We start from the raw sequence: 20,494 nt of genomic DNA, 5'->3' as shown, positions 1-20,494 counted from the left end.
CTAAGTAACTTATTGAATTACATTACACACTAAACAACGAGCGTAAACGCCTTGTGGATCGTTGTAATCTTTTAGATTATCGATCTCACTACTTAACTGATTAATAAGGCTTTGTAAGTTAGCTTGTGTTGCGAGTACTGAGTGTGATGAATCAGACTTAGCAAAGAAGCTCTTAACAGCCGCGGTGCCAAAGATATCTTGCAGCATTTGCTCTTGTGGTGTTAATGACTGTTTGATGGTCTTAACATCATAATGATTAAGCTTAGCAAGCTCAGCTGCCGCCTTAATTGCATCTTGCTTATCGCCAAGCTTATCAACTAAACCTAGTTCTTTTGCTTGAGTTGCAATCCATACACGGCCTTGGGCAATTTTATCAACTTGCTCAGGCGTCATGTTACGTGCTTCAGCCACTACATTTAAAAAGCGTTTATATGCATTTTCAACGCTCATTTGAATGATGTCTGACATTTTCTCGTCAAGTGGGCGTGCAATAGAGAAGCCAGCAAGATCAGTTGTTGCAACACCATCTGAGTAAATACCTAATTCAGCCATGGTATTCTCAAACGTCATGAAAGTACCGAATACACCAATTGAACCTGTAATTGTGCTAGGGGCTGCCCAAATTTCATTGGCTGCAGATGCAATCCAGTAACCACCTGATGCTGCCACTGAGCTCATTGAAGCGATAACCGGTTTACCCGCTGCCTTAAGTGCTAATACTTCAGCGCGGATAACTTCAGAAGCAAACATACTACCGCCACCTGAATCGATGCGTAGTACAACGGCTTTCACTTTGTCATCAAGACGCGCTTTACGAAGTAGGGCTGCAGTAGAGTCACCACCAATTTCGCCCGCTTTACGCTCGCCATCGACAATGGTGCCTTTAGCTACAACGACAGCTACTTTTTCAGTAATTGGGTTATCGAACTCAACAGGCGGTTTTACCAGCGATAAATACTCACGGAAGCTTACTTGCTTAAAGGTTTTACCTGTTTCTTCTGCACCGACTAACTCAATAAGTTGTTGGCGAATTTGTTGTGATGTTTTTAAAGAATCAACCCACTGATTATTTAGCGCGTACTGACCCGAGTTACCATCCACTGCTTGCATTTTTGCAAGATAAACATCCATATCTTCATCGAAATTACTTTCATCGAATGGACGGCTTGCTGCAACGTCAGTTTTGTACTCGTTCCAAAGTGCAGTTAACCAAACACTATTCGCTTCTTTTGCCGCATCTGACATATCATTACGAATGAATGGTTCAACCGCTGATTTATAAGTACCCACACGGAAAATATGTTGAGTCACTTTTAACTTTTCAAGTGCATCTTTGAAGTAAAGCGGGAACATACCGTAGCCTTCAATGCTCACACCACCATATGGGTGCATAGACACTTCATTGGCATGGGCAGCAATATAATATTGTGCTTGTGTATAGTAGTAGCCCGTTGCAATAACTTGCTTGCCTGCATCTTTAAACGCATCAATTGCTTTCGTTATTTGTTTTAGCTTATTAATGTGCGCGCTTGGCATTTTTTGTAGGTCAAGAAGCATAACAGTGATGCGATCATCTTTAGTTGCTTCGTTGATCACTTCAATGACATCATCAAGAAGAATTTCTGATGGTGCTTCTTTACCCATAGTTGCATCGTTGATTGCTGCTTCTACAGGATCAACATAGGTTTTTTCTTCAACAATAGGGCCATTTAAGTTTAGGCGTAGCACGGTTCCGTCTGCTACTTTTACTTGGTCTTCTTCACCTGTGATGGCAACAAAGAAGAGTATTACTAGTAATAGAAATAATATGTTTAGGACCAAACGGCGGGAAAAATTAATCCCGGTCCAAATGCCTTTAAATATCTTTGCTAGCAAAATAAATCCTTAATTCAGTACAGCTTAGTAGTGATCTCATCTTAGCTTAGAATAACTTTAAAATTAACTGTTAAATAGTAACAGAGTGTTTAAAACGATAATTTGCTACCGATTAATTAGCAGTGAAAAGTTGATTATTCTAAGTTATTGCCGCAGAATCTATTTCAAATAGAGGTTCGACCAGTTAACGGGGCACACAATGTTAGAACAAAAATTACAATTACCGCATACCGAACTTCGTAATCGTTTGGTTATGGGATCAATGCATACTGGCTTAGAAGAAGGCTGGCATAACCGCAAACGCTTACGTGCATTCTACGAAGCACGTGCCAAAGGCGGCACGGGTTTAATCATTACAGGTGGCTACAGCCCAAATATTCGTGGCAAGCTATCTCCGTTCGCATCAACATTTAATTCATTTTATGATGTGATCAAACACAAAGCATATACTGATGCAGTGCATCAACATGGCGGAAAAATTTGCTTACAATTATTGCATGCAGGTCGCTATGCATATCATCCATTCAATCAAGCGCCAAGCTCAATTCAGGCACCTATTAATCCGTATAAACCTAAAGAAATGTCGTTTGGTTCAATCAAAAAAACCATCAAAGACTTTGCTAACTCAGCAAAAATGGCTGAAAAAGCAGGTTATGACGGTGTTGAAATCATGGGTTCTGAAGGTTATTTGATTAATGAATTCATGGCTAACCACACTAATAAAAGAACAGACAACTATGGCGGTAGTTTAGAAAACCGCATGCGCTTGGCTGTTGATATTGTTAAAGCTGTACGCGCTAAAGTCAGTCAAAAGTTCATTATTGTATTTCGTTTGTCTGTGATGGATTTAATTCCTAATGGATCAACGCCTGATGAAGTAAAACAACAAGCCCTAGCACTTGAACAAGCTGGCGTTGATATCTTTAATACCGGTATTGGTTGGCACGAAGCTCGTGTACCAACGATTGCCAGTATGGTACCACCAGGTGCATTTAAAGAAGCATCAAAACGCTTAAAAGATACGGTATCAGTGCCAGTTATCGCGGTTAACCGTATTAACACGCCAGAAATTGCCAATGGAATTTTAGAAGCAGGCGAGTCTGATTTAATTTCGATGGCACGTCCTTTATTAGCAGATCCAGAGTTTTTCAATAAATACGTTAATAATAAGTCTGAACAAATCAATATTTGTATTGGTTGTAATCAGGGCTGCTTAGACCATGTGTTTAAAAATAAACGTGCCACCTGTTTAGTTAACCCACAAGCGGCTTTTGAGTTAGATTACAGCCTTGAAAAAGCTCCATCTTCTCGATTAGTCCTGGTTGTGGGGGCTGGCCCTGCTGGCCTTGCTGCAAGTTGTTACTTAGCAGCGAAAGGTCATAAAGTAACCTTAATTGAACGTAAAGAACAAATGGGTGGCCAATTTAATTTAGCCATGCAAGTACCGGGTAAAGAAGACTTCAACCATACCCTTAACTACTTTACCAATGAGCTAAAGCGCTTAAATGTCGATTTACAGCTTGGTACTGAGTTTACCGACAATATGCTAAATCAATACGATGATGTGGTGTTTGCAACCGGTGTACGTCCGCGCGAAGCTAAAATCGAATGCAGTGATGGCAAACGTGTATTTGCTTACGATGAGGTCATTCGTGGTGAAGTAGAACTCGGTGAGAAAATTGCGATTCTAGGTGCCGGTGGTATCGGTTTTGATATGGTTGCCTTTTTAAGTGAACACAAAGGCCAAACAATTGAGCAATTCAAAACTCAATGGGGTATTGAATGCGAAGCTACGCCTGAAAAAGACCATCGCCAAATTTATATGCTTAAGCGAAGTGCAGGGCGTTTTGGTAGTGAACTGGGTAAAACAACGGGTTGGATCCACCGTCAAGTTGCCAAACAACACGGTGTTAAACAAATCGCTGAGTGCCAATATCTAAGCTTTGATAAGCAAGGCTTGAAGATAACGGTAAAAGGTGAAGAGCAAACTCTCGATGTTGATACTGTGATTGCTTGTATTGGTCAGGTGTCAAATACTGAAACGTTCGACAATCAAACCGAAAACGCTAAAGTACATGTTATTGGTGGCGCAAAACTAGCTGCTGCTATCGATGCTAAACGTGCGATTTTTGAAGCGTTACAAGTCGCTCGTAAAATTTAATTGAAAGAAAACTAGAAAACGTGCGGTCTATGTGATTAATCTATTTAGTCACGAGACCGCTATGTTGAACACACACCTAATACCCCTTTACCAACACACCTTAAAGAAATTGCAGTTTTTAGATGGACTACCGAGTCTATTAATTCGCTTGATTTTAGCCCCCGTGATGATCATTGCAGGCTTTAATAAGCTTGCTTTAAGCGGTGATGTTACTCATTTTTATCAATACTTTTTAGCATCTGAAGATATTGTTGCATGGTTTGGAAATAGTGACTGGGGTTTAGGCCTACCCATGCCCTCTGTATTAGCCTTTTTAGCTGCATGGACTGAGTTTTTAGGGGGGATCCTTATATTATTGGGTTTATTTACTCGTTTAACAGCAATCCCTTTAATGATCACCATGCTGGTTGCAGCAACAACAGTGCATGCCAGTAATGGCTGGTTTGCTGTAACACCTACCGATGCCAGTACCAGCCCAGCGAGAGTACTCAATTGGCTTGCAATACCTGGTAGTGAAGCTAGTCTAGTTAATTCTGATGAAGCCAGTGAGAGGTTAACCAAAATGCGTGAGTTGCTAGAAACGCATGGTTATACAGAGTACCTCTATGCGAAAGGAAAACCTGTGATCTTAAATAATGGTATTGAGTTTTCCGCAATATACTTTGTTATGTTATTGAGTTTATTTTTTGTAGGGGGCGGTCGTTACGTTAGTTTAGATTATTGGTTAACTAGAAAAGTATCGAATAGCTTTCTTGCTCATAAAGATAAATGATAAGCTTGGGTTTTCTGCCCCGACTATTAAGGGGCGTCGTACTTAAGCATTTACGGAATATTCATGGACGCTTTAACGTTATTACAAACTCGACAATCAGATCCTCGCCTTATCGCACCTGGACCTACTGCAGAACAACTTGAAATTATTAAGCGAGCGGCCATTAAAGTGCCTGATCATGGCTGTATTGCTCCTTGGCGATTTATTGTCGTTGAAGGCAATGCACGTAATATATTAGGCGATATCTATCATCAGGCCGCTGTTGCTGAAAACCAAGATGATAGAACCATTGAGCGCGCTAAAGAGCTACCGCTGCGATCTCCGATGATGATCATTGCCATTGCAGATGTAACTGAAAACCCAAAAGTGCCACGTATTGAACAAGTACAAAGTGCAGGCTGCGCTGTACTTGCAATGCAACAAGCGGCATTCGCCCAAGGTTTAGGGGGTATTTGGCGCACAGGTTATTTTGCACAGAGCCCTGCTGTTAAAGCGGCACTCGGTTGTAAAGAACAAGATGAGATTGTTGGTTACCTCTATTTAGGTACGCCAGAAGTAGACATTAAAAAACCAATCAGACACAAGCCAGAGACATTTTTTGAGAATTTATAAATAGTAGGAACTTTTTTGCAGTTAAGCAGTCAGACACTATTAAGCTTACTTATGTTAGTTTTTTTAGATTTAGCTTAGCTGTAAGAAGCGCACGGATGCAAAAAACAAAATAATTCTTCTTCAGTGTGTTTTTTAATCGGTTATTTTTTGTTAACGTATGGAAAGTCTTAAAAAAATAACGATAAAGAAGACGAGAACAATGGGAAACTTATTTTTACGTGAAAAAGAAAATTGGTTCGCTTGGTCAATTTGGGGCTTAGTTGGCGCTGTTGTCACATTTTTTGTTGCCATGTCTACAAAACAACCTCATTACCTTGGCTTGTCTGCTGTAGTGGTATTACTTCTATTGACATGGTGGATGCAAAGCACTAAACGTTTCGATTTCGGCCGCGCTTTTAAAATTTGTTGCTACGTTTTAACGATCACCTGCTTACCCGCCTTCGCATTAGTTATTGTACCGAGTTATAACCTCAATAAAATAGACGTAATAGTGCAGGGCTCAGGTTTTGCAATTGTTAGTTTAATTGTTTGTTTAGTTTGCTCTTTAATCGCAAAGCGTCCGAAGCAGTACTATTAAAAATACTTTTTTAAAGTTTTTTACATTTAAGGCTTTACAACGAACGCAGTAAACACTATTATGCGCGCCGTACGGAGAGATGGCAGAGTGGTCGAATGCACCGGTCTTGAAAACCGGCAGGGGTTTGTAGCCCCTCTAGGGTTCAAATCCCTATCTCTCCACCATTATTTAGAAAAACCGCCTTTAGGGCGGTTTTTTGCTATCTGGAGATAAGTAATGTCAGCAAGCGAGTCTTCTTCTACACTAATGCGCATTGTTAAACATGTTCTGCTTTGGTGTATCTTTTCTTATTTTTATCACAGCGGGATCAATGTACTTGTAGCTATGGCTCATGATGCCCAGCCTGATTACGGGCTAATATCTTCAATCGCTTATGGTATTGGGTTTAATGTGTTAGTAGGGCACCTTATTGGCAAATACGACAAGCATTGGCCTGTCATTGCTGCATGTGTGATTTCGATTGTGGGTCTTATTGCTGTGCCTTTAATTATGTTAGGCAAAGATGGTTTAATGAGCGGCTTTTTTATTGCTTCGATGATCGCTACATTACCTGTTGCGACATTTGTAATTGATAAAATAAAGCAGCGAATTAGTGCAAACACTGAGCAAACCCAGTAAAACTAGGCGATATTCGTTGTTTTTTTATGTTAGTATGAGCACGTCTTTTAACTAAATAAACGTGAATTAAAACATGTCAGATAATTTTACAACAGACGCTGAAAAAGCAAGTTACGGTATTGGTTTACAAATGGGTGAGCAATTAAAAGCGAATCCATTCGAAGGTTTAAACTTAAATTCTGTATTTGAAGGTATGAAAGACGCATACACTGGTAATGATTTCCAAGTTGAAATCCCAGAAATTCAAGCAGCTTTTGAGAAAATCAACGCTGAGATCCAAGCTCGTCGTGAAGAAGAAGCTAAAGTCCTTGCAGCTGAAGGTATTGCATTCTTAGAAGAAAATGCAAAACGTCCTGAAGTAACAGTAACTGAATCAGGTCTTCAATACGAAGTACTGACTGCAGGCGACGGTGAAAAACCAACTGCAGATTCAACAATCCGTGCACACTATCACGGTACACTAATCAACGGTACAGTATTTGACAGCTCATACGAGCGTGGTCAACCAGCTGAATTCCCAGTTGGCGGTGTAATCAAAGGTTGGACTGAAGCAGTGCAAATGATGGGTACTGGTTCTAAGTGGCGTTTATACGTACCACACGAACTTGCTTACGGTGAGCGCGGTGCTGGTGCAGCAATCGCTCCTTTCTCAACGTTAATCTTTGACGTTGAGCTATTAGAAATCATCTAATCGATTTCAAATAGACATAAAAAAACCTGCTTTAAGCAGGTTTTTTTATGTCTGAACCAAATAGCTAATTAGCTATTTGATTCAGCGTATTCTTTACACGCAGCAGTGTCTTCACATTCACCATATAGGTAAAGAGAGTGGTTCGTCAGTTTAATACCATTCTCAGTTGCGATTTCTTCTTGACGACGTTCAATAGTGTCGTCTTCAAACTCAACTACCTTGCCACATTTTAGGCACACTAAGTGGTCATGGTGAGTGCTACCTGATAATTCAAATACTGACTTGCCGCCTTCGAAGTGGTGGCGAGATACAATACCTGCATCATCAAATTGGTTAAGAACACGGTAGACAGTTGCAAGACCAATCTCTTCGCCTTTGTCTAAAAGAATTTTATAGACATCTTCAGCGCTGATGTGTTGGTTGTCTGGAGATTGTAGAATCTCTAAAATTTTAATACGTGGCAAGGTTACTTTTAACCCTGCTTTTTTTAATTCCAAGTTGTGATCAGTCATTCAATCTGTCTCAATTTTATTTAGTTATACTAGGCATCATCAAGATGCACACGACACATTAGCAACTATTAGAATAACGTGCCTAGTTACTAAGTGCAAAGAACAATTCGTCTATTTGCCGATTTTTCAAACAAAAATGAACTGGTTGTGCATCTTTACATCAGCTAGTAAATGCGAGTAGTACTTGTTATTAATCAGCAAGTTCCGCTAAACACATTTCGTCATAAACCTGAGCACACCAGTCTTTAACACGCTTTTCAGTAAGCTCTGGTTGACGGTCTTCATCAATACCAAGGCCAACAAAGTTGCTGTCATCTACGAGTGCTTTTGAAGCTTCAAAGTCGTAGCCTTCAGTTGACCAATGGCCCACTACGATTGCGCCACGCTCAGTAACGATATCGTTGATCATGCCCATTGCATCTAAGAAGTACTCTGCATAGTCTTCTTGGTCACCGCAGCCGAAAATAGCAACAAGTTTACCTTCGAAGTCAACTTCTTCTAATTCAGGGAAAAAATCATCCCAGTCACATTGAGCTTCACCGTAGTACCAAGTTGGAATACCGAATAACAATAAATCGAATTCAGCAATCTCTTCTTTAGAACTTTTTGCAATGTCGTGAACAGCTACAAGCTTTTTACCTAATTCTTTTTGAATCATTTTAGCTACGTGTTCAGTATTGCCTGTGTCACTTCCGAAAAAAATACCTACGCTTGACATGGATTTAAAACCTTCTATCTATCAATAGCCAATCTTTCTTGTAAAATTGTTTCAATCAACGCGCTACGGCTAATATTCTGCGCATCTGCCATATCGCTTAATGCTTGATATAACTGTGATGAAACCTTAAATTCTACACGCTTTAAACCACGTGCTTTATCTCGTTTTATTTGATTACGTTTATTTACTTTTAATTGCATATCGCGAGGTAGGGGATTTGTTTTCGGCCTACCAGGACGCTTTTCGTATTCAAATAAATCGGGTGTTGTTCTATCTGTTTCTGACTTTGCCATGTCTAGCCCACACCTGCGCCTTGCCAGAAGACTTGAATAAGTCCTTTCGCTATAAACCCAGAACAGCCTAAAAATAGCACTAACCAAACGATGTATCGGCCAAATCGTGGTACATCACCTTTTTTAAGGACGTCTTGAATTGCCATTCCAATAAAAAAGAAAATACCGGCTAAGCCAAAATACAACCCTAAGGTATCAAATTCGTTAATTAACTGACTGACCATCAACGTATAAACCTTTAAATTAAACGGCGCGTACTATATCACACAAATTTGTAATAATTTAGTGCGCACGATCAAAAACAGCGAATTTAATCAGCCCTATTAATGAGCTAAAAAATCGCTGATTGCTTTATTAACAGCAAGTGGTTTTTGGGCATGTAGCCAGTGACCAGCACCATGAATAATTTTTGCTTTTGCATTAGGGAACAACGCCATAATAGCAGGGCGGTGCTCTGCTAAAATGTAGTCAGAATCATTACCTTTAATGAACAAAGTATCACATAAACAAGAATCATTTTCACTAACTTGCGCTAAAATATTTTCATATTGCTGGTATAAAACAGCTAAATTAAAGCGCCATTTATAGTGACCTTCATCATTTTTAGCAAAGCTTTTTAATAAAAATTGACGTACGCCCATTTCATTAATGTGCTTGGCAAGTATTTCATCAGCCGCTTTTCTATCTGTGATATTAGACTGTGCAACTTCGTTTAGGCCTGCAAAAATGGCACTGTGGCGAGGGTTATTAGCGACAGGAGAAATATCTAACACGACAAGCTTATCGATAAGTGAAGGGTGATTAAGTGCTAATTGCATGGCCACTTTGCCACCCATTGAATGACCTATGATGTGCGCTTTACTAATAGTTAGATGTTCAAGTAACTCACTGACATCTTTAGCCATAGCATGATAATTCATGGTATCGCTATGGAATGATTTACCGTGGTTACGTAAATCGATATTCGTTACACGATAATTTTCAGCTAATGCTTTTGCGATTACATTGAGGTTTTCAAGTGAGCCAAACAAACCGTGGATCAATACAACGTCTGAACCTTGACCCATTTGTTGGTAGTTTAATAGCATTTTCAACTCCTATTTTTAATGGCAGTATTTTGCCTAGTGAAATTACAAAATGCAAAACATAGAGAATTGCTGCGAGCTTAGGTATAATCATTGAGAACTTTTAAAATGTGACCCGTAAAGACAGGAATAACATGAAAAAAATCGACATAGACGACGAGTTATATCAATACATTGCAAGCAACACGCAAAGTATTGGTGAAAGTGCATCAACCATTTTGCGTCGTTTATTAAACCTCTCTGATGGCACCAATGCCCCAGTTGAAACAACTACTAAAACTGAACAAGAAACCCCAGTTGTTGAAGTACAAGAACAAGCAGAACAAGAATCAAGCCCTGAACCTAGCAACGAAAATGTTGAAGAGGCTGCAGAAACTGTCACAGCATCGACACAAGTGAAAGGTAATGTGTTTAATGTATTAAACAAAGAAGAGCTGGCAATGCAAAAAGGTGTTGTTGGTCGATTCTTATTTATACTTGCTGCTTTATATAGAACGCATAAAAAAGATTTTGCTAACGTGCTTGAAATTAAAGGCCGTGATCGAGTTTATTTTGCCACAAGCAAAGAAGCACTTCTGGAAAGCGGTAGCAGCATGAATCCAAAAAATATCACTGATACTGAGTATTGGGTGATGACAAATTCAAATACAACCAGAAAAAAAATGATGCTTCACGAAGTAGCACTGTGCTTAGGTTACAGCGCAGATGAAGCAGAAAAAATTCGTGATTACTTATAATCCATAAGGAAATAATATGGCGATTCATCCAGATGCAGGTAAACCTGCACCGCAATCAAGCTTAGTGAATGTACCAAAACTGATCTCGGCTTATTACTTAAATGAACCAGACCTAGAACAAAACCCAGAGCATTGTGTTGCTTTTGGTACATCTGGCCATCGTGGTTGTTCGTTCGATGTAAAATTTAATGAATCGCATATTTTAGCGATCACTCAAGCAATTTGTGATTACCGTAAAGAAAACAATATTTTTGGCCCACTTTTCTTAGGTAAAGATACACATGCATTGAGTGAAGCGGCTTTTAACTCTGCTATTGAAGTACTTGTTGCAAACGAAGTGCAAGTCATTGCACAAGAAAATGACGATTACACGCCAACGCCGGTAATCAGTCATGCTGTTGTTTGCCATAACAAAGAAAATCCAAATGAACTTGCTGATGGTATTGTGGTAACACCTTCACATAACCCGCCAGAAGACGGTGGTTTTAAATATAACCCGCCAAATGGTGGCCCAGCAGATACTGATGTTACTAAGTGGATTGAAGACAGAGCAAATCAATTACTTTTAGAAGACTTAGTTGAAGTAGAGTTATTTCCATATGCTAAAGCATCACGTTCTGGTTTTATTAAGTACCAAGACTTAATTACCCCTTATGTTGATGACTTAGTTAATATCGTTAATCTAAAAGCAATTAGCGATGCGAAAATCAAAATTGGTGTGGATCCACTGGGTGGCTCTGGTATCAACTTTTGGCCAGTCATTGCAGAAAAATATAATTTAGACTTAACGGTCGTAAATAAATCTGTTGACCCAACATTTTCGTTCATGCCTTTAGATAAAGACGGCAAAATCCGTATGGATTGTTCATCTCCTTATGCAATGACAAACCTTATTGCATTAAAAGATGACTATGATATCGGTATTGGTAACGACCCTGATTATGACCGCCATGGTATTGTTACGCCTGACGGCTTAATGAATCCAAATCACTTTTTAGCAGTTGCAATTGACTACTTGTTAAATAACCGCGAATGGTCAAAAGAGGTCGAAATTGGTAAAACGCTGGTATCAAGCGGCATGATTGATAAAGTAGTTGCACGGAATAACCGCGAAGTAAAAGAAGTACCGGTAGGCTTTAAATGGTTTGTTGAAGGCTTAAGCAAAGGTACCCTTGCTTTTGGTGGTGAAGAAAGTGCAGGGGCGTCATTCTTACGCTTTGATGGTACAGTTTGGAACACTGATAAAGATGGTTTCATCTTAGGTCTACTTGCTGCAGAGATTTTAGCTGTAACAGGTAAAACACCATCACAGCTTTATAAAGAACTTGAGCAAGAGTTCGGTGCGCCTATTTATAAACGTATTGATGCGCCAGCTAATGCAGAACAAAAATCACGTTTAAAAGCGTTATCAGCGGATGATGTAACTGCAAGTACCTTAGCGGGTGATGCCATTACGCAAAAACTAACCCATGCTCCTGGTAATAACGCTGCTATCGGCGGTTTAAAAGTTGTTACTGAAAATGGTTGGTTTGCTGCACGCCCATCTGGCACTGAAGATATCTATAAAATTTACCTTGAATCATTCAAAGGTGAAGAACATCTAGCATTATTAGAAAAAGAAGCGAAAAAGCTGGTTGATTCAGTAATTAGCTAATTCCTTTTTTACCTATTACAACGGCTGAGATTCTCAGCCGTTTTTGTATTCTACTCTCACGCATTTTTAGGATAGAACAATGAGCTATTCAACTCCTTCATATCTCGAACAATTAAAAAGTACTGGCGACTTTTTAACCCTGACCCGTAACAATGAATTTTCACTTGAACCTTGTGCATTTACCCTTGAAAACGGTACTGATGTCACTGTTCACGACACGGGTATCATTGAGTTTCAACCTGCGCAGCAGACAAACAAAGATATTGTACTTTCAAGTGCGGTACATGGTAACGAAACTGCGCCAATTGAAATCTGCGATCAATTAATCAAGTCAATCGTTACAGAACAACTTACCTTGCAGCAGCGTGTACTGTTTATTTATGGTAATCCTAAATCTATTAATATCGGTAAGCGTTTTGTAGATGAAAACTTAAATCGTTTGTTTAATGGTCATCATACTGTAGAAGGCATTGCTTCAAACCCTGAGCGAGTTCGTGCAAAGCTACTTGAAGACGTGGTTACTGATTTCTTTGCTAGAGGCAACCAGGACAGTGAGCGTTTTCATTATGATCTTCACACAGCAATTCGTGGCTCTAAAAATGAAAAGTTCGCAGTGTATCCTTTCTTACATGGTAAACCGTGGAAAAAATCACAACTACAATTTTTACTTAGCTGTGGCGTAAACACGGTACTAATGATGAAATCAGCGGCAACTACCTTCAGTTACTACTCGTCGTTTGTACATGGAGCTGACTCATTTACGGTAGAACTTGGCCAAGTAAAACCATTTGGCGAAAACGACATGTCGCGATTTGAGAAAACCAAACAAACCTTAATTGCATTAGTTAGTCAAAAATCTGTTGAATATAAAGAATTCAATGCAGATGATTTCGAGTTGTTTTCTGTATATAGAACAATAAACCGTACTTGCGAAGACTTTAGTTTTCCATTTGCTGATGATGTGGAAAATTTCACCGGTTTCGCAAAGGGCGAATTAATGGCAACTGATGGTCAGACCAGATATGAAGCGGAAGTGGACGGTGAAGCTATTATCTTCCCAAACGCTGATGTAGCCTTAGGTCAGCGCGCTTTGCTTACCGTTATTCCAATGCAAGTTGATAGCAACTTTATTTAAATTCTCTGCATTAACACCCATCTAAATTTAGTTAACTATATGACTATAAAGAACTTATCTTGTTGTATAGTTAACTTTCCATGCGTTTTTAGCCATTTGTCATCTATTCGTCTATGATTAGTTGAATAACAACTTACGTTAACGTAAAGTGACGGCAGTTTAATTTAATTAGATTGAATATTGCGCAAACTTTATCCTTACAGCTCATGCTGATAAAAATATAATTAAGGGCAGTTGCGTAAGTTTCTGACAACGAAAGAAGGTAGGTTATGAGTAATCCAAATAACGTATCGCTAAACATTAATCATGAACTGTCATTTATTGATGGTCACGCATTAACGATCCCTACATTAAGTATTCTTAATGAGGAAGGCGACATCTACGAAGGTGCAACCGCACCTGATATCGACAAAGCAACGGCAATCCGTCTATATGAAACAATGCGTTTTATTAGAGCACTTGATGAGCGTATGCAAGCAGCACAGCGTCAAGGCCGTGTTAGCTTTTATATGCAGTGTCTAGGCGAAGAAGCGGCTGTAACAGCTTCAGCTGCAGCTCTTGATCAAAACGATATGATCATGGCCCAATACCGTGAGCAAGCAGCTTTACGTTATCGTGGTTTTAGCCTTGACCAATTCATGAATCAAATGTTCTCAAATGAAAAAGATTTGGGTAAAGGTCGCCAAATGCCAATTCACTATGGCTCACGCGAACTTAACTACATGACTATTTCATCACCGCTTGGTACACAAATTCCGCAAGCAACAGGTTATGCATATGGTCAAAAAGTTCGTCATATTGATGCCCAAACCGGTGAGTTAAACAGCACTATTGATAACATCACTATTTGTTACTTTGGTGAAGGCGCTGCGTCTGAAGGTGATTTCCATGCTGGTTTAAATATGGCCGCAGTTCATGAAGCACCGGTAATTTTCTTTGCTCGTAACAATGGTTATGCGATTTCTACACCAGCTGATGAGCAATTTAAAGGTGATGGTATTGCATCACGTGGTGTTGGCTATGGCATTAAAACAATCCGTGTTGACGGTGCTGATGCACTTGCTGTTTATGCAGCAACGAAAAAAGCCCGTGAAATTGCGACGACTAAAGGTGAACCTGTTTTAATTGAATCGATTGCCTATCGTTTAGGTGCTCACTCAACCAGTGACGACCCAAGCGGCTACCGTACAAAAGACGAAGAAGCAAAGCACAAAGGCTGTCCAATCGAGCGTTTCCGTAAGTGGCTATTAAAGCAAGGTTGGTTAGACGAAGCACAAGACGCGAAAGACAAAGAAACAATTCGTGAAGAAATCTTAGCAGCGCTTAAACGCGCTGAAAAAATTGAAAAGCCAGCATTAGAAGACCTTATTTCTGATGTGTACGATAAGCCAATCCCATCACTGCAAAAACAATATGAAGAACTAAAAGAGCACATTTTGCAGCATCCTGATGCTTATCCAACAACTGCAGGGAGATTAAAGTAATGGCTAAAATGAACATGCTTCATGCAATTAACTCTGCTCTTGATATCACCATGGCAGAGCATCCAAATGCATGTATTTTTGGTGAAGACGTTGGTTATTTTGGTGGTGTATTCCGTGCTACATCTGGCTTACAAGAAAAATATGGTAAGCATCGTGTGTTCAATACTCCGTTAACTGAGCAAGGTATTTTAGGTTTTGCTAATGGTTTAGCGGCGTTTGGTGCACCTGCTTTAGCTGAAATTCAGTTTGCAGATTATATTTTCCCTGCATTTGACCAAATCGTGAATGAATCAGCAAAATTCCGTTACCGTAGTGGTAATGAATTTAATGTTGGTAATCTAACAATCCGTACTCCATACGGTGGTGGTATTGCAGGTGGTTTATATCACTCACAATCACCAGAAGCTTATTTTGCTCATACACCGGGTTTGAAGTTGGTTGTGCCACGTAACCCATACCAAGCAAAAGGTTTGCTTCGTGCATCGATTAAAGATGATAACCCTGTTATTTTCTTTGAGCCGAAACGTTTATACCGTGCATCAACAGGTGAAGTTCCAGAAGAAGATTACAGCATCGAGCTTGGCAAAGCTGAAATCGTGCAAGAAGGCACTGATGTCACTGTACTTGCTTGGGGTGCTCAGATGGAAATCATCGAAGACGCCGCTAAAAAAGCTGCAGAGCAAGGTATTAGCTGTGAAGTGATCGACTTACGTACCATTTTACCATGGGATGTTGAGACCATTGCTAAATCAGTGACTAAAACAGGTCGTTTAGTGGTAAGCCACGAGGCACCAATCACGAATGGTTTTGGTGCAGAAATCGTTGCAACAATTCAACAAGAGTGTTTCTTACACCTTGAATCGCCAATTGCTCGCGTGTGTGGCTTAGATACGCCATACCCATTAGCACTTGAAAAAGAATATGTGCCGGATGCACTTAAAGTGCTTGCTGCGATTAAGCAATCAGTAGAGTTTTAGGAGTCAGTATGTCTAAAGATTTTATCTTGCCAGATATCGGCGAAGGCATCGTAGAGTGTGAAATTGTTGAATGGTTAGTTGCAGAAGGCGATTCTGTAAAAGAAGACCAGCCTATTTGTGATGTTATGACTGACAAGGCGCTTGTGCAAATTCCTGCTGTTCATGATGGTGTGATCAGTAAGCTTTATTATGCAAAAGGGGATATTGCGAAAGTACATGCACCATTATTTGCAATGGATGTTGATGGCGAAGCACCAACACAAAGCGAAGAAGTTCAAGCTCCTGCAACTCCAACTGAAGCATCATCTGAGACTGGTGAGCACTTAGAAGATTTCATTTTACCAGATATCGGTGAAGGTATCGTTGAGTGTGAAATCGTTGAGTGGTTAGTGAGTGAAGGCGATGAAATCGTTGAAGACCAAGCTGTGTGTGATGTAATGACAGACAAAGCATTGGTGCAAATTCCGGCTAAATACACAGGTAAAGTTGAAAAGCTTTATTATCAAAAAGGTGATATTGCAGCGGTTCACAGCCCATTATTCCAAATGAGCATTGCAGGGCAAAGCGCAGAGCCAGATGTAAGTTCTGCGGTAGTTAAAGCACAAACAAATGCAGCAACTAAACCAGCACAGAAACCTGCGGCTTCAGCAAACTCTAGCAAACAACTTAATAAGAAAGCGGTTGCTTCACCTGCTGTTCGTCGTAAAGCCCGCGAGCTTGATGTTGATTTAACGCAAGTACCAGGGTCTGGTAAAAATGGCCGTATTTACAAACAAGATATCGAAGATTTCTTGAATGAAACACCAAGCCAAGTAGCATCACAACAAGCTGCGCCAAAAGCGGCAGAGCCTGTATCAACTGTGGCGTCTTCTGGTGGCAGTCGCGTAGAGCCTATTAAAGGCATTAAAGCGGCAATGGCTAAGCAAATGGTTGCTTCAGTTTCGACAATTCCTCACTTTACTTTCTGTGATGAAATAGACCTAACTAAACTGATTGCAATGCGCAGTGAGCTTAAAGAGCAGTATAAGCAGCAGGGCGTTAAGCTCACTATGATGCCGTTCTTTATCAAAGCACTGTCGTTAGCTATTAAACAATTCCCAGTACTAAACTCGCAAGTAAATGATGATTGCAGTGAGTTAACTTACTTTGATGACCATAACATCGGTATGGCGGTTGATTCTAAGATTGGTTTACTGGTACCAAACATTAAATCATGCCAGTCAAAGAGCATTGTAGATGTTGCAAACGAAGTGACTCGTTTAACTGAAGCAGCACGTGATGGTCGTGTTTCACCGGATGATTTGAAAGGCGGCACTATTAGCATTTCTAACATCGGTGCGATTGGTGGCACAATTGCAACCCCGATCATCAATAAACCTGAAGTAGCGATTGTTGCTTTAGGTAAACTGCAACATTTACCTCGCTTTGATGCACAAGGTAATGTGATTTCAGCAGCAATTATGCAAGTAAGCTGGTCTGGAGACCACCGAGTGATTGATGGCGGAACAATTGCCCGCTTCAATAACTTATGGAAGTCTTACTTAGAAGACCCTGCAAAAATGATGATGGCGATGAGCTAACATTAGTAAGCATTAAAAAACCAGCCTCGGCTGGTTTTTTAATTGTAAATATTGTATTTGCTATTTACCGTAAAAATACAACCCATAACCGAGTAACAGCGCAGGTATTGTTGAATACACCGTCGCGATTAAGGCCGCTTTTGGTGCTAATGCGATAGCTGGGAATAGGGCATCGCCGTCATTTGAAATTGCATTGGCTGCCATCGCACTAAATGGAATAATACCCTGAATATAGAGTGTCATTACGACGATTTGTGGCCCGCAGCCAGGTAATAAGCCGATAGCCACAGCCACCAGCGGTGCAAGATAAGCATACTCAGAAAACCACGCTGTTAAATCAACACCAACTAGGTTAACGAGAATTTCAAACAGCATAAAACTGGCAACAACCCAGGCCGTAACAAAGTGCGTGTCCATTAACACTTTCGTTAGTTTTGAAGGAGGTGTGCAAGGTGCTTCTTCACTGGTTACTTGCTTATAACTGCTGCCTTTAGAAGACAGTGCCCACACAACCACAGTGAACAGGGCCATGATTGAGCCAAATACAGTAATGCCATCATTAATACCACTGCCAAATACACTTAAGTCGGTATTGGTGGCGATAACAAAAGCAACAATCAAGCTCGGTACTAAAGTAAATTTCCAAATAGGTCGGCTAAACTTCAAAGCCCTTGGTTGGCATTGTGGCTGCTCGCTGTATTCACCTGCTTCATCAGGTTGAAATTGATTGGGGTTATGAAAGGTATTAACTATCTGACCGCTAATAATACCCACAGCAACACCGATTAACATCATTAATAAGCCATCAAGCGGACGGGTTGCTAACAGTAAAAAGGCGGCATCACCCATGGTTGCGGTTAAGACAGCAACAACAGAGCCAAAGCTAGCCTGCTTTTTAGTAAATTGGGTTACCACAATAATGGCACCCCCACAGCCAGGTAAAGCACCTAAAATTGAGGCAAAACTCACCTCTAGAATGCCTGATTTAGCGCGTAGATAGCTCAGCTGTAACTGAGGAAGTTTATCAATAAGGTAGTAATAGATTAATAAGGTGGCTGCAACAAATACAGATACTTGAAAAAAAGCATCACTAAGCGCTTGTAGGGTGAATTCTCGGCTTGCAGGTACCGCCAAAGAAATTAGTAATAAAAGGGGTAAAAATAAGCGTTTATTGTCCGTAATGTAACACCTCGCTTTGTTAGGAATAAACCTCGTTTGTGTTAGTGAGAGCATACAGTGCAACCTTAAAATTAATCAGGTTACACTGTAGTACGATTTTAAATGAAAATCAATCTCATTTGTATCTATTTGCGTTGGAACTCAGAAGTGGCATTCCAGGTCGGCCATTCTTTTCGTTCTGAGATATCAAAACCTACTTGATAGAATAACTGAAGGTCCTGAACGGCACCTGATAAATCCCATTCATCTCGGTAACGGTCGCAAGGCTGATGATAACAACCACGAAGCACTAGGCTCATACGCTTACGGTAATTTGCCGTTTCTTCATCAAGGGCTTCACTACCACCACCGGCATACATTGCTGGTACACCCATGTTTGCAAATGCAAAGTGATCAGAGCGGTAGTAACCACCTGAAGACGGTTTAGGGTCGCCAGATACTGTACGGCCTTGCGCTTTTGCAGCTGTTTCTAGTAGGTTATCCATTTCAGATTTGCCAATACCAACAACACTGATGTCTTTTACTTTACCTAATAGGTTTAAGCTATCCATATTAATGTTTGCAACCGTTTGTGATGCTGGGATCACTGGATTTGCAGCATAATATTTCGAGCCAAGTAAACCTTGTTCTTCAGCAGTAACGGCTAAGAAAGTCATTGAACGGCTAGGGTGCTCAGGTAAGGTAGCGAATGCTTCAGCAACTTCGATTAAGCCAGCAGTACCCGTTGCATTATCGTGGGCGCCATTATAGATTTGGTCGCCTTTGCGGGTTTTATCAGTACCAAGGTGATCCCAGTGAGCTGAATAAATGATGTGCTCATCAGGCTTTTCGCTACCCGGTAACGTCGCGATAAAGTTATACGAAATTGATTTTTTAATTGTGTTATTTACTTCAACACTTGCAGTTAGGTCGCCCATATCAACATGGTAAGCGCCTTTTGCCGCATTCGCTTTCATGGTATCGAAATCTAAGCCTGCTTTTGTGAAAAGCTCTTTAGCAACATCAGTTGTTACCCAGCCTTCGACAGCAACACGGTCCATGTTGTTATTTTCTTTTTGGAAACCAAATTGCTCACCGCTCCAAGAGTTTTCAACAACTGACCATGGGTAAGAAGCCGGTGCTGTTTCGTGGATGATAATCGCACCTGCTGCACCTTGACGGCTTGCTTCTTCATATTTGTATGTCCAACGACCGTAATAGGTCATGGCATCGCCGGTGAATAAATCAGGGTTTTTCGTCGCAAAACCAGGATCGTTTACCAGCATAACAACGGTTTTACCTTTAACATCTAGGCCTTCGTAGTCGTTCCAGTTGTACTCTGGTGCATTAACACCGTAACCAACGAATACTAATTCAGAATCTTTAATGCTTTGCTTAGCACTAATACGGCTACTACCCATTACCATATCTTTTTTGTATTGGTAATCTTTGCCGCCAATGGTAAGTACCATGTCTGAATCAGCTTCTAATGAAACAAGCGGTACTTCTTGTAAGAAGCTATCACCGTTACCCGGCTCAAAACCCAATGCTTTAAATTGGTCGGTTAAATAGGCAAGCGTTAGCTCTTCACCTTTCGATGAGGGTGCACGGCCACCGAACTCATCAGAGGCAAGCACTTTAATATGCTCTGCTAGTTGCTCTGAGTTAATACTTTGATAGGCTTTTTCGACATCACTTGATGTGATACTTGTTGAAGCACAGCCCGCAAGAATAGCACTTGCAAGGACTGTCATTGGAAAATAGCGTTTCATAATAGCTCTTTTTTTGTTTTATGGTGGCGTTAGTATATGAGGTTCTATTAATGAGAACCAGTTTTTACGGTAAACTACCCACA

The 20,494-nt window shown here is 40.4% G+C and carries 20 protein-coding genes and 1 tRNA gene; 13 read left to right on the top strand and 8 right to left on the bottom strand.

Annotated features, from left to right (window positions below):
• Positions 1–9: 9 nt before the first annotated feature.
• Positions 10–1,875: a signal peptide peptidase SppA gene (gene sppA / locus ISP07_RS04005; protein ID WP_209326869.1), complete on the bottom strand. Its 1,866-nt coding sequence runs from the start codon at positions 1,873–1,875 to the stop codon at positions 10–12.
• A gap of 199 nt (positions 1,876–2,074) precedes the next feature.
• Between sppA and ISP07_RS04000 the strand changes: the two genes are divergently transcribed.
• The 7 genes from ISP07_RS04000 (at position 2,075) to ISP07_RS03970 (ending at position 7,306) form a co-directional block, all read left to right on the top strand.
• Positions 2,075–4,036: an FAD-dependent oxidoreductase gene (locus tag ISP07_RS04000; RefSeq protein WP_209326868.1), complete on the top strand. Its 1,962-nt coding sequence runs from the start codon at positions 2,075–2,077 to the stop codon at positions 4,034–4,036.
• 61 nt (positions 4,037–4,097) lie between these two features.
• A complete protein-coding gene (locus ISP07_RS03995; protein ID WP_209326867.1) occupies positions 4,098–4,808 on the top strand; it encodes a DoxX family protein in 711 nt (236 codons plus the stop codon).
• A 63-nt stretch (positions 4,809–4,871) separates the two neighbouring features.
• Complete coding sequence (locus ISP07_RS03990) at positions 4,872–5,420, top strand: NAD(P)H nitroreductase (RefSeq protein WP_209326866.1); 549 nt, start codon at positions 4,872–4,874, stop codon at positions 5,418–5,420.
• Positions 5,421–5,619: 199 nt separating this feature from the next.
• Positions 5,620–5,997, top strand: coding sequence for a hypothetical protein (locus ISP07_RS03985; RefSeq protein ID WP_054553932.1), 378 nt, complete (start codon positions 5,620–5,622; stop codon positions 5,995–5,997).
• A 73-nt stretch (positions 5,998–6,070) separates the two neighbouring features.
• Positions 6,071–6,161 (top strand) — tRNA-Ser (locus tag ISP07_RS03980).
• Between the two features lie 52 nt (positions 6,162–6,213).
• Positions 6,214–6,615 (top strand): hypothetical protein, encoded by a 402-nt coding sequence (locus ISP07_RS03975; protein ID WP_228290505.1) that lies wholly within the window; start codon positions 6,214–6,216, stop codon positions 6,613–6,615.
• Positions 6,616–6,688: 73 nt separating this feature from the next.
• Complete coding sequence (locus ISP07_RS03970) at positions 6,689–7,306, top strand: FKBP-type peptidyl-prolyl cis-trans isomerase (protein WP_054561418.1); 618 nt, start codon at positions 6,689–6,691, stop codon at positions 7,304–7,306.
• Between the two features lie 68 nt (positions 7,307–7,374).
• On the opposite strand, the gene fur is transcribed toward ISP07_RS03970, so the two are convergent.
• The 5 genes from fur to ISP07_RS03945 all read right to left on the bottom strand — a co-directional run bounded on the left by fur (position 7,375) and on the right by ISP07_RS03945 (position 9,917).
• The gene (gene fur / locus ISP07_RS03965; RefSeq protein ID WP_054561419.1) at positions 7,375–7,818 is read right to left on the bottom strand and encodes a ferric iron uptake transcriptional regulator; all 444 of its coding nucleotides are present in this window, start codon (positions 7,816–7,818) and stop codon (positions 7,375–7,377) included.
• A gap of 190 nt (positions 7,819–8,008) precedes the next feature.
• Positions 8,009–8,536, bottom strand: a complete 528-nt coding sequence (gene fldA, locus ISP07_RS03960) for a flavodoxin FldA (protein WP_054553928.1) — start codon at positions 8,534–8,536, stop codon at positions 8,009–8,011.
• 14 nt (positions 8,537–8,550) lie between these two features.
• On the bottom strand, positions 8,551–8,829 hold the full coding sequence (ybfE, locus tag ISP07_RS03955; protein WP_004586673.1) for a LexA regulated protein: 279 nt from the start codon (positions 8,827–8,829) through the stop codon (positions 8,551–8,553).
• A gap of 2 nt (positions 8,830–8,831) precedes the next feature.
• Positions 8,832–9,053, bottom strand: coding sequence for a DUF2788 domain-containing protein (locus tag ISP07_RS03950; RefSeq protein ID WP_036968243.1), 222 nt, complete (start codon positions 9,051–9,053; stop codon positions 8,832–8,834).
• Positions 9,054–9,152: 99 nt separating this feature from the next.
• Positions 9,153–9,917, bottom strand: a complete 765-nt coding sequence (locus tag ISP07_RS03945) for an alpha/beta fold hydrolase (protein WP_209326865.1) — start codon at positions 9,915–9,917, stop codon at positions 9,153–9,155.
• Positions 9,918–10,048: 131 nt separating this feature from the next.
• Between ISP07_RS03945 and seqA the strand changes: the two genes are divergently transcribed.
• The 6 genes from seqA to ISP07_RS03915 all read left to right on the top strand — a co-directional run bounded on the left by seqA (position 10,049) and on the right by ISP07_RS03915 (position 17,481).
• Positions 10,049–10,651 (top strand): replication initiation negative regulator SeqA, encoded by a 603-nt coding sequence (gene seqA, locus ISP07_RS03940; RefSeq protein ID WP_054553926.1) that lies wholly within the window; start codon positions 10,049–10,051, stop codon positions 10,649–10,651.
• A 16-nt stretch (positions 10,652–10,667) separates the two neighbouring features.
• Positions 10,668–12,305: a phosphoglucomutase (alpha-D-glucose-1,6-bisphosphate-dependent) gene (gene pgm / locus ISP07_RS03935; RefSeq protein ID WP_209326864.1), complete on the top strand. Its 1,638-nt coding sequence runs from the start codon at positions 10,668–10,670 to the stop codon at positions 12,303–12,305.
• Positions 12,306–12,384: 79 nt separating this feature from the next.
• Positions 12,385–13,440, top strand: coding sequence for a succinylglutamate desuccinylase (astE, locus tag ISP07_RS03930; protein WP_209326863.1), 1,056 nt, complete (start codon positions 12,385–12,387; stop codon positions 13,438–13,440).
• Between the two features lie 269 nt (positions 13,441–13,709).
• Entirely contained in the window at positions 13,710–14,924 is a 1,215-nt protein-coding gene (locus ISP07_RS03925) for a thiamine pyrophosphate-dependent dehydrogenase E1 component subunit alpha (protein ID WP_209326862.1), read from the top strand.
• Positions 14,924–15,901, top strand: coding sequence for an alpha-ketoacid dehydrogenase subunit beta (locus ISP07_RS03920; protein WP_058584964.1), 978 nt, complete (start codon positions 14,924–14,926; stop codon positions 15,899–15,901). Before ISP07_RS03925 ends, ISP07_RS03920 begins: the two co-directional genes overlap by 1 nt.
• Positions 15,902–15,909: 8 nt before the next feature.
• Positions 15,910–17,481, top strand: a complete 1,572-nt coding sequence (locus ISP07_RS03915; RefSeq protein WP_209326861.1) for a dihydrolipoyllysine-residue acetyltransferase — start codon at positions 15,910–15,912, stop codon at positions 17,479–17,481.
• Between the two features lie 60 nt (positions 17,482–17,541).
• Here ISP07_RS03915 and ISP07_RS03910 read toward each other — a convergent pair whose 3' ends face one another.
• Both ISP07_RS03910 and ISP07_RS03905 read right to left on the bottom strand, forming a co-directional pair.
• Positions 17,542–18,714, bottom strand: a complete 1,173-nt coding sequence (locus tag ISP07_RS03910) for a putative manganese transporter (RefSeq protein WP_209326860.1) — start codon at positions 18,712–18,714, stop codon at positions 17,542–17,544.
• A 71-nt stretch (positions 18,715–18,785) separates the two neighbouring features.
• Positions 18,786–20,411 (bottom strand): M28 family metallopeptidase, encoded by a 1,626-nt coding sequence (locus tag ISP07_RS03905; protein ID WP_199529105.1) that lies wholly within the window; start codon positions 20,409–20,411, stop codon positions 18,786–18,788.
• Between the last annotated feature and the right edge of the window lie 83 nt (positions 20,412–20,494).

Source organism: Pseudoalteromonas sp. PA2MD11 (assembly GCF_017808125.1).
Taxonomy (GTDB): domain Bacteria; phylum Pseudomonadota; class Gammaproteobacteria; order Enterobacterales; family Alteromonadaceae; genus Pseudoalteromonas; species Pseudoalteromonas simplex.
The sequence above is the reverse complement of the archived record's forward strand: the minus strand, read 5'-3'. Positions and strand labels throughout refer to the sequence as shown.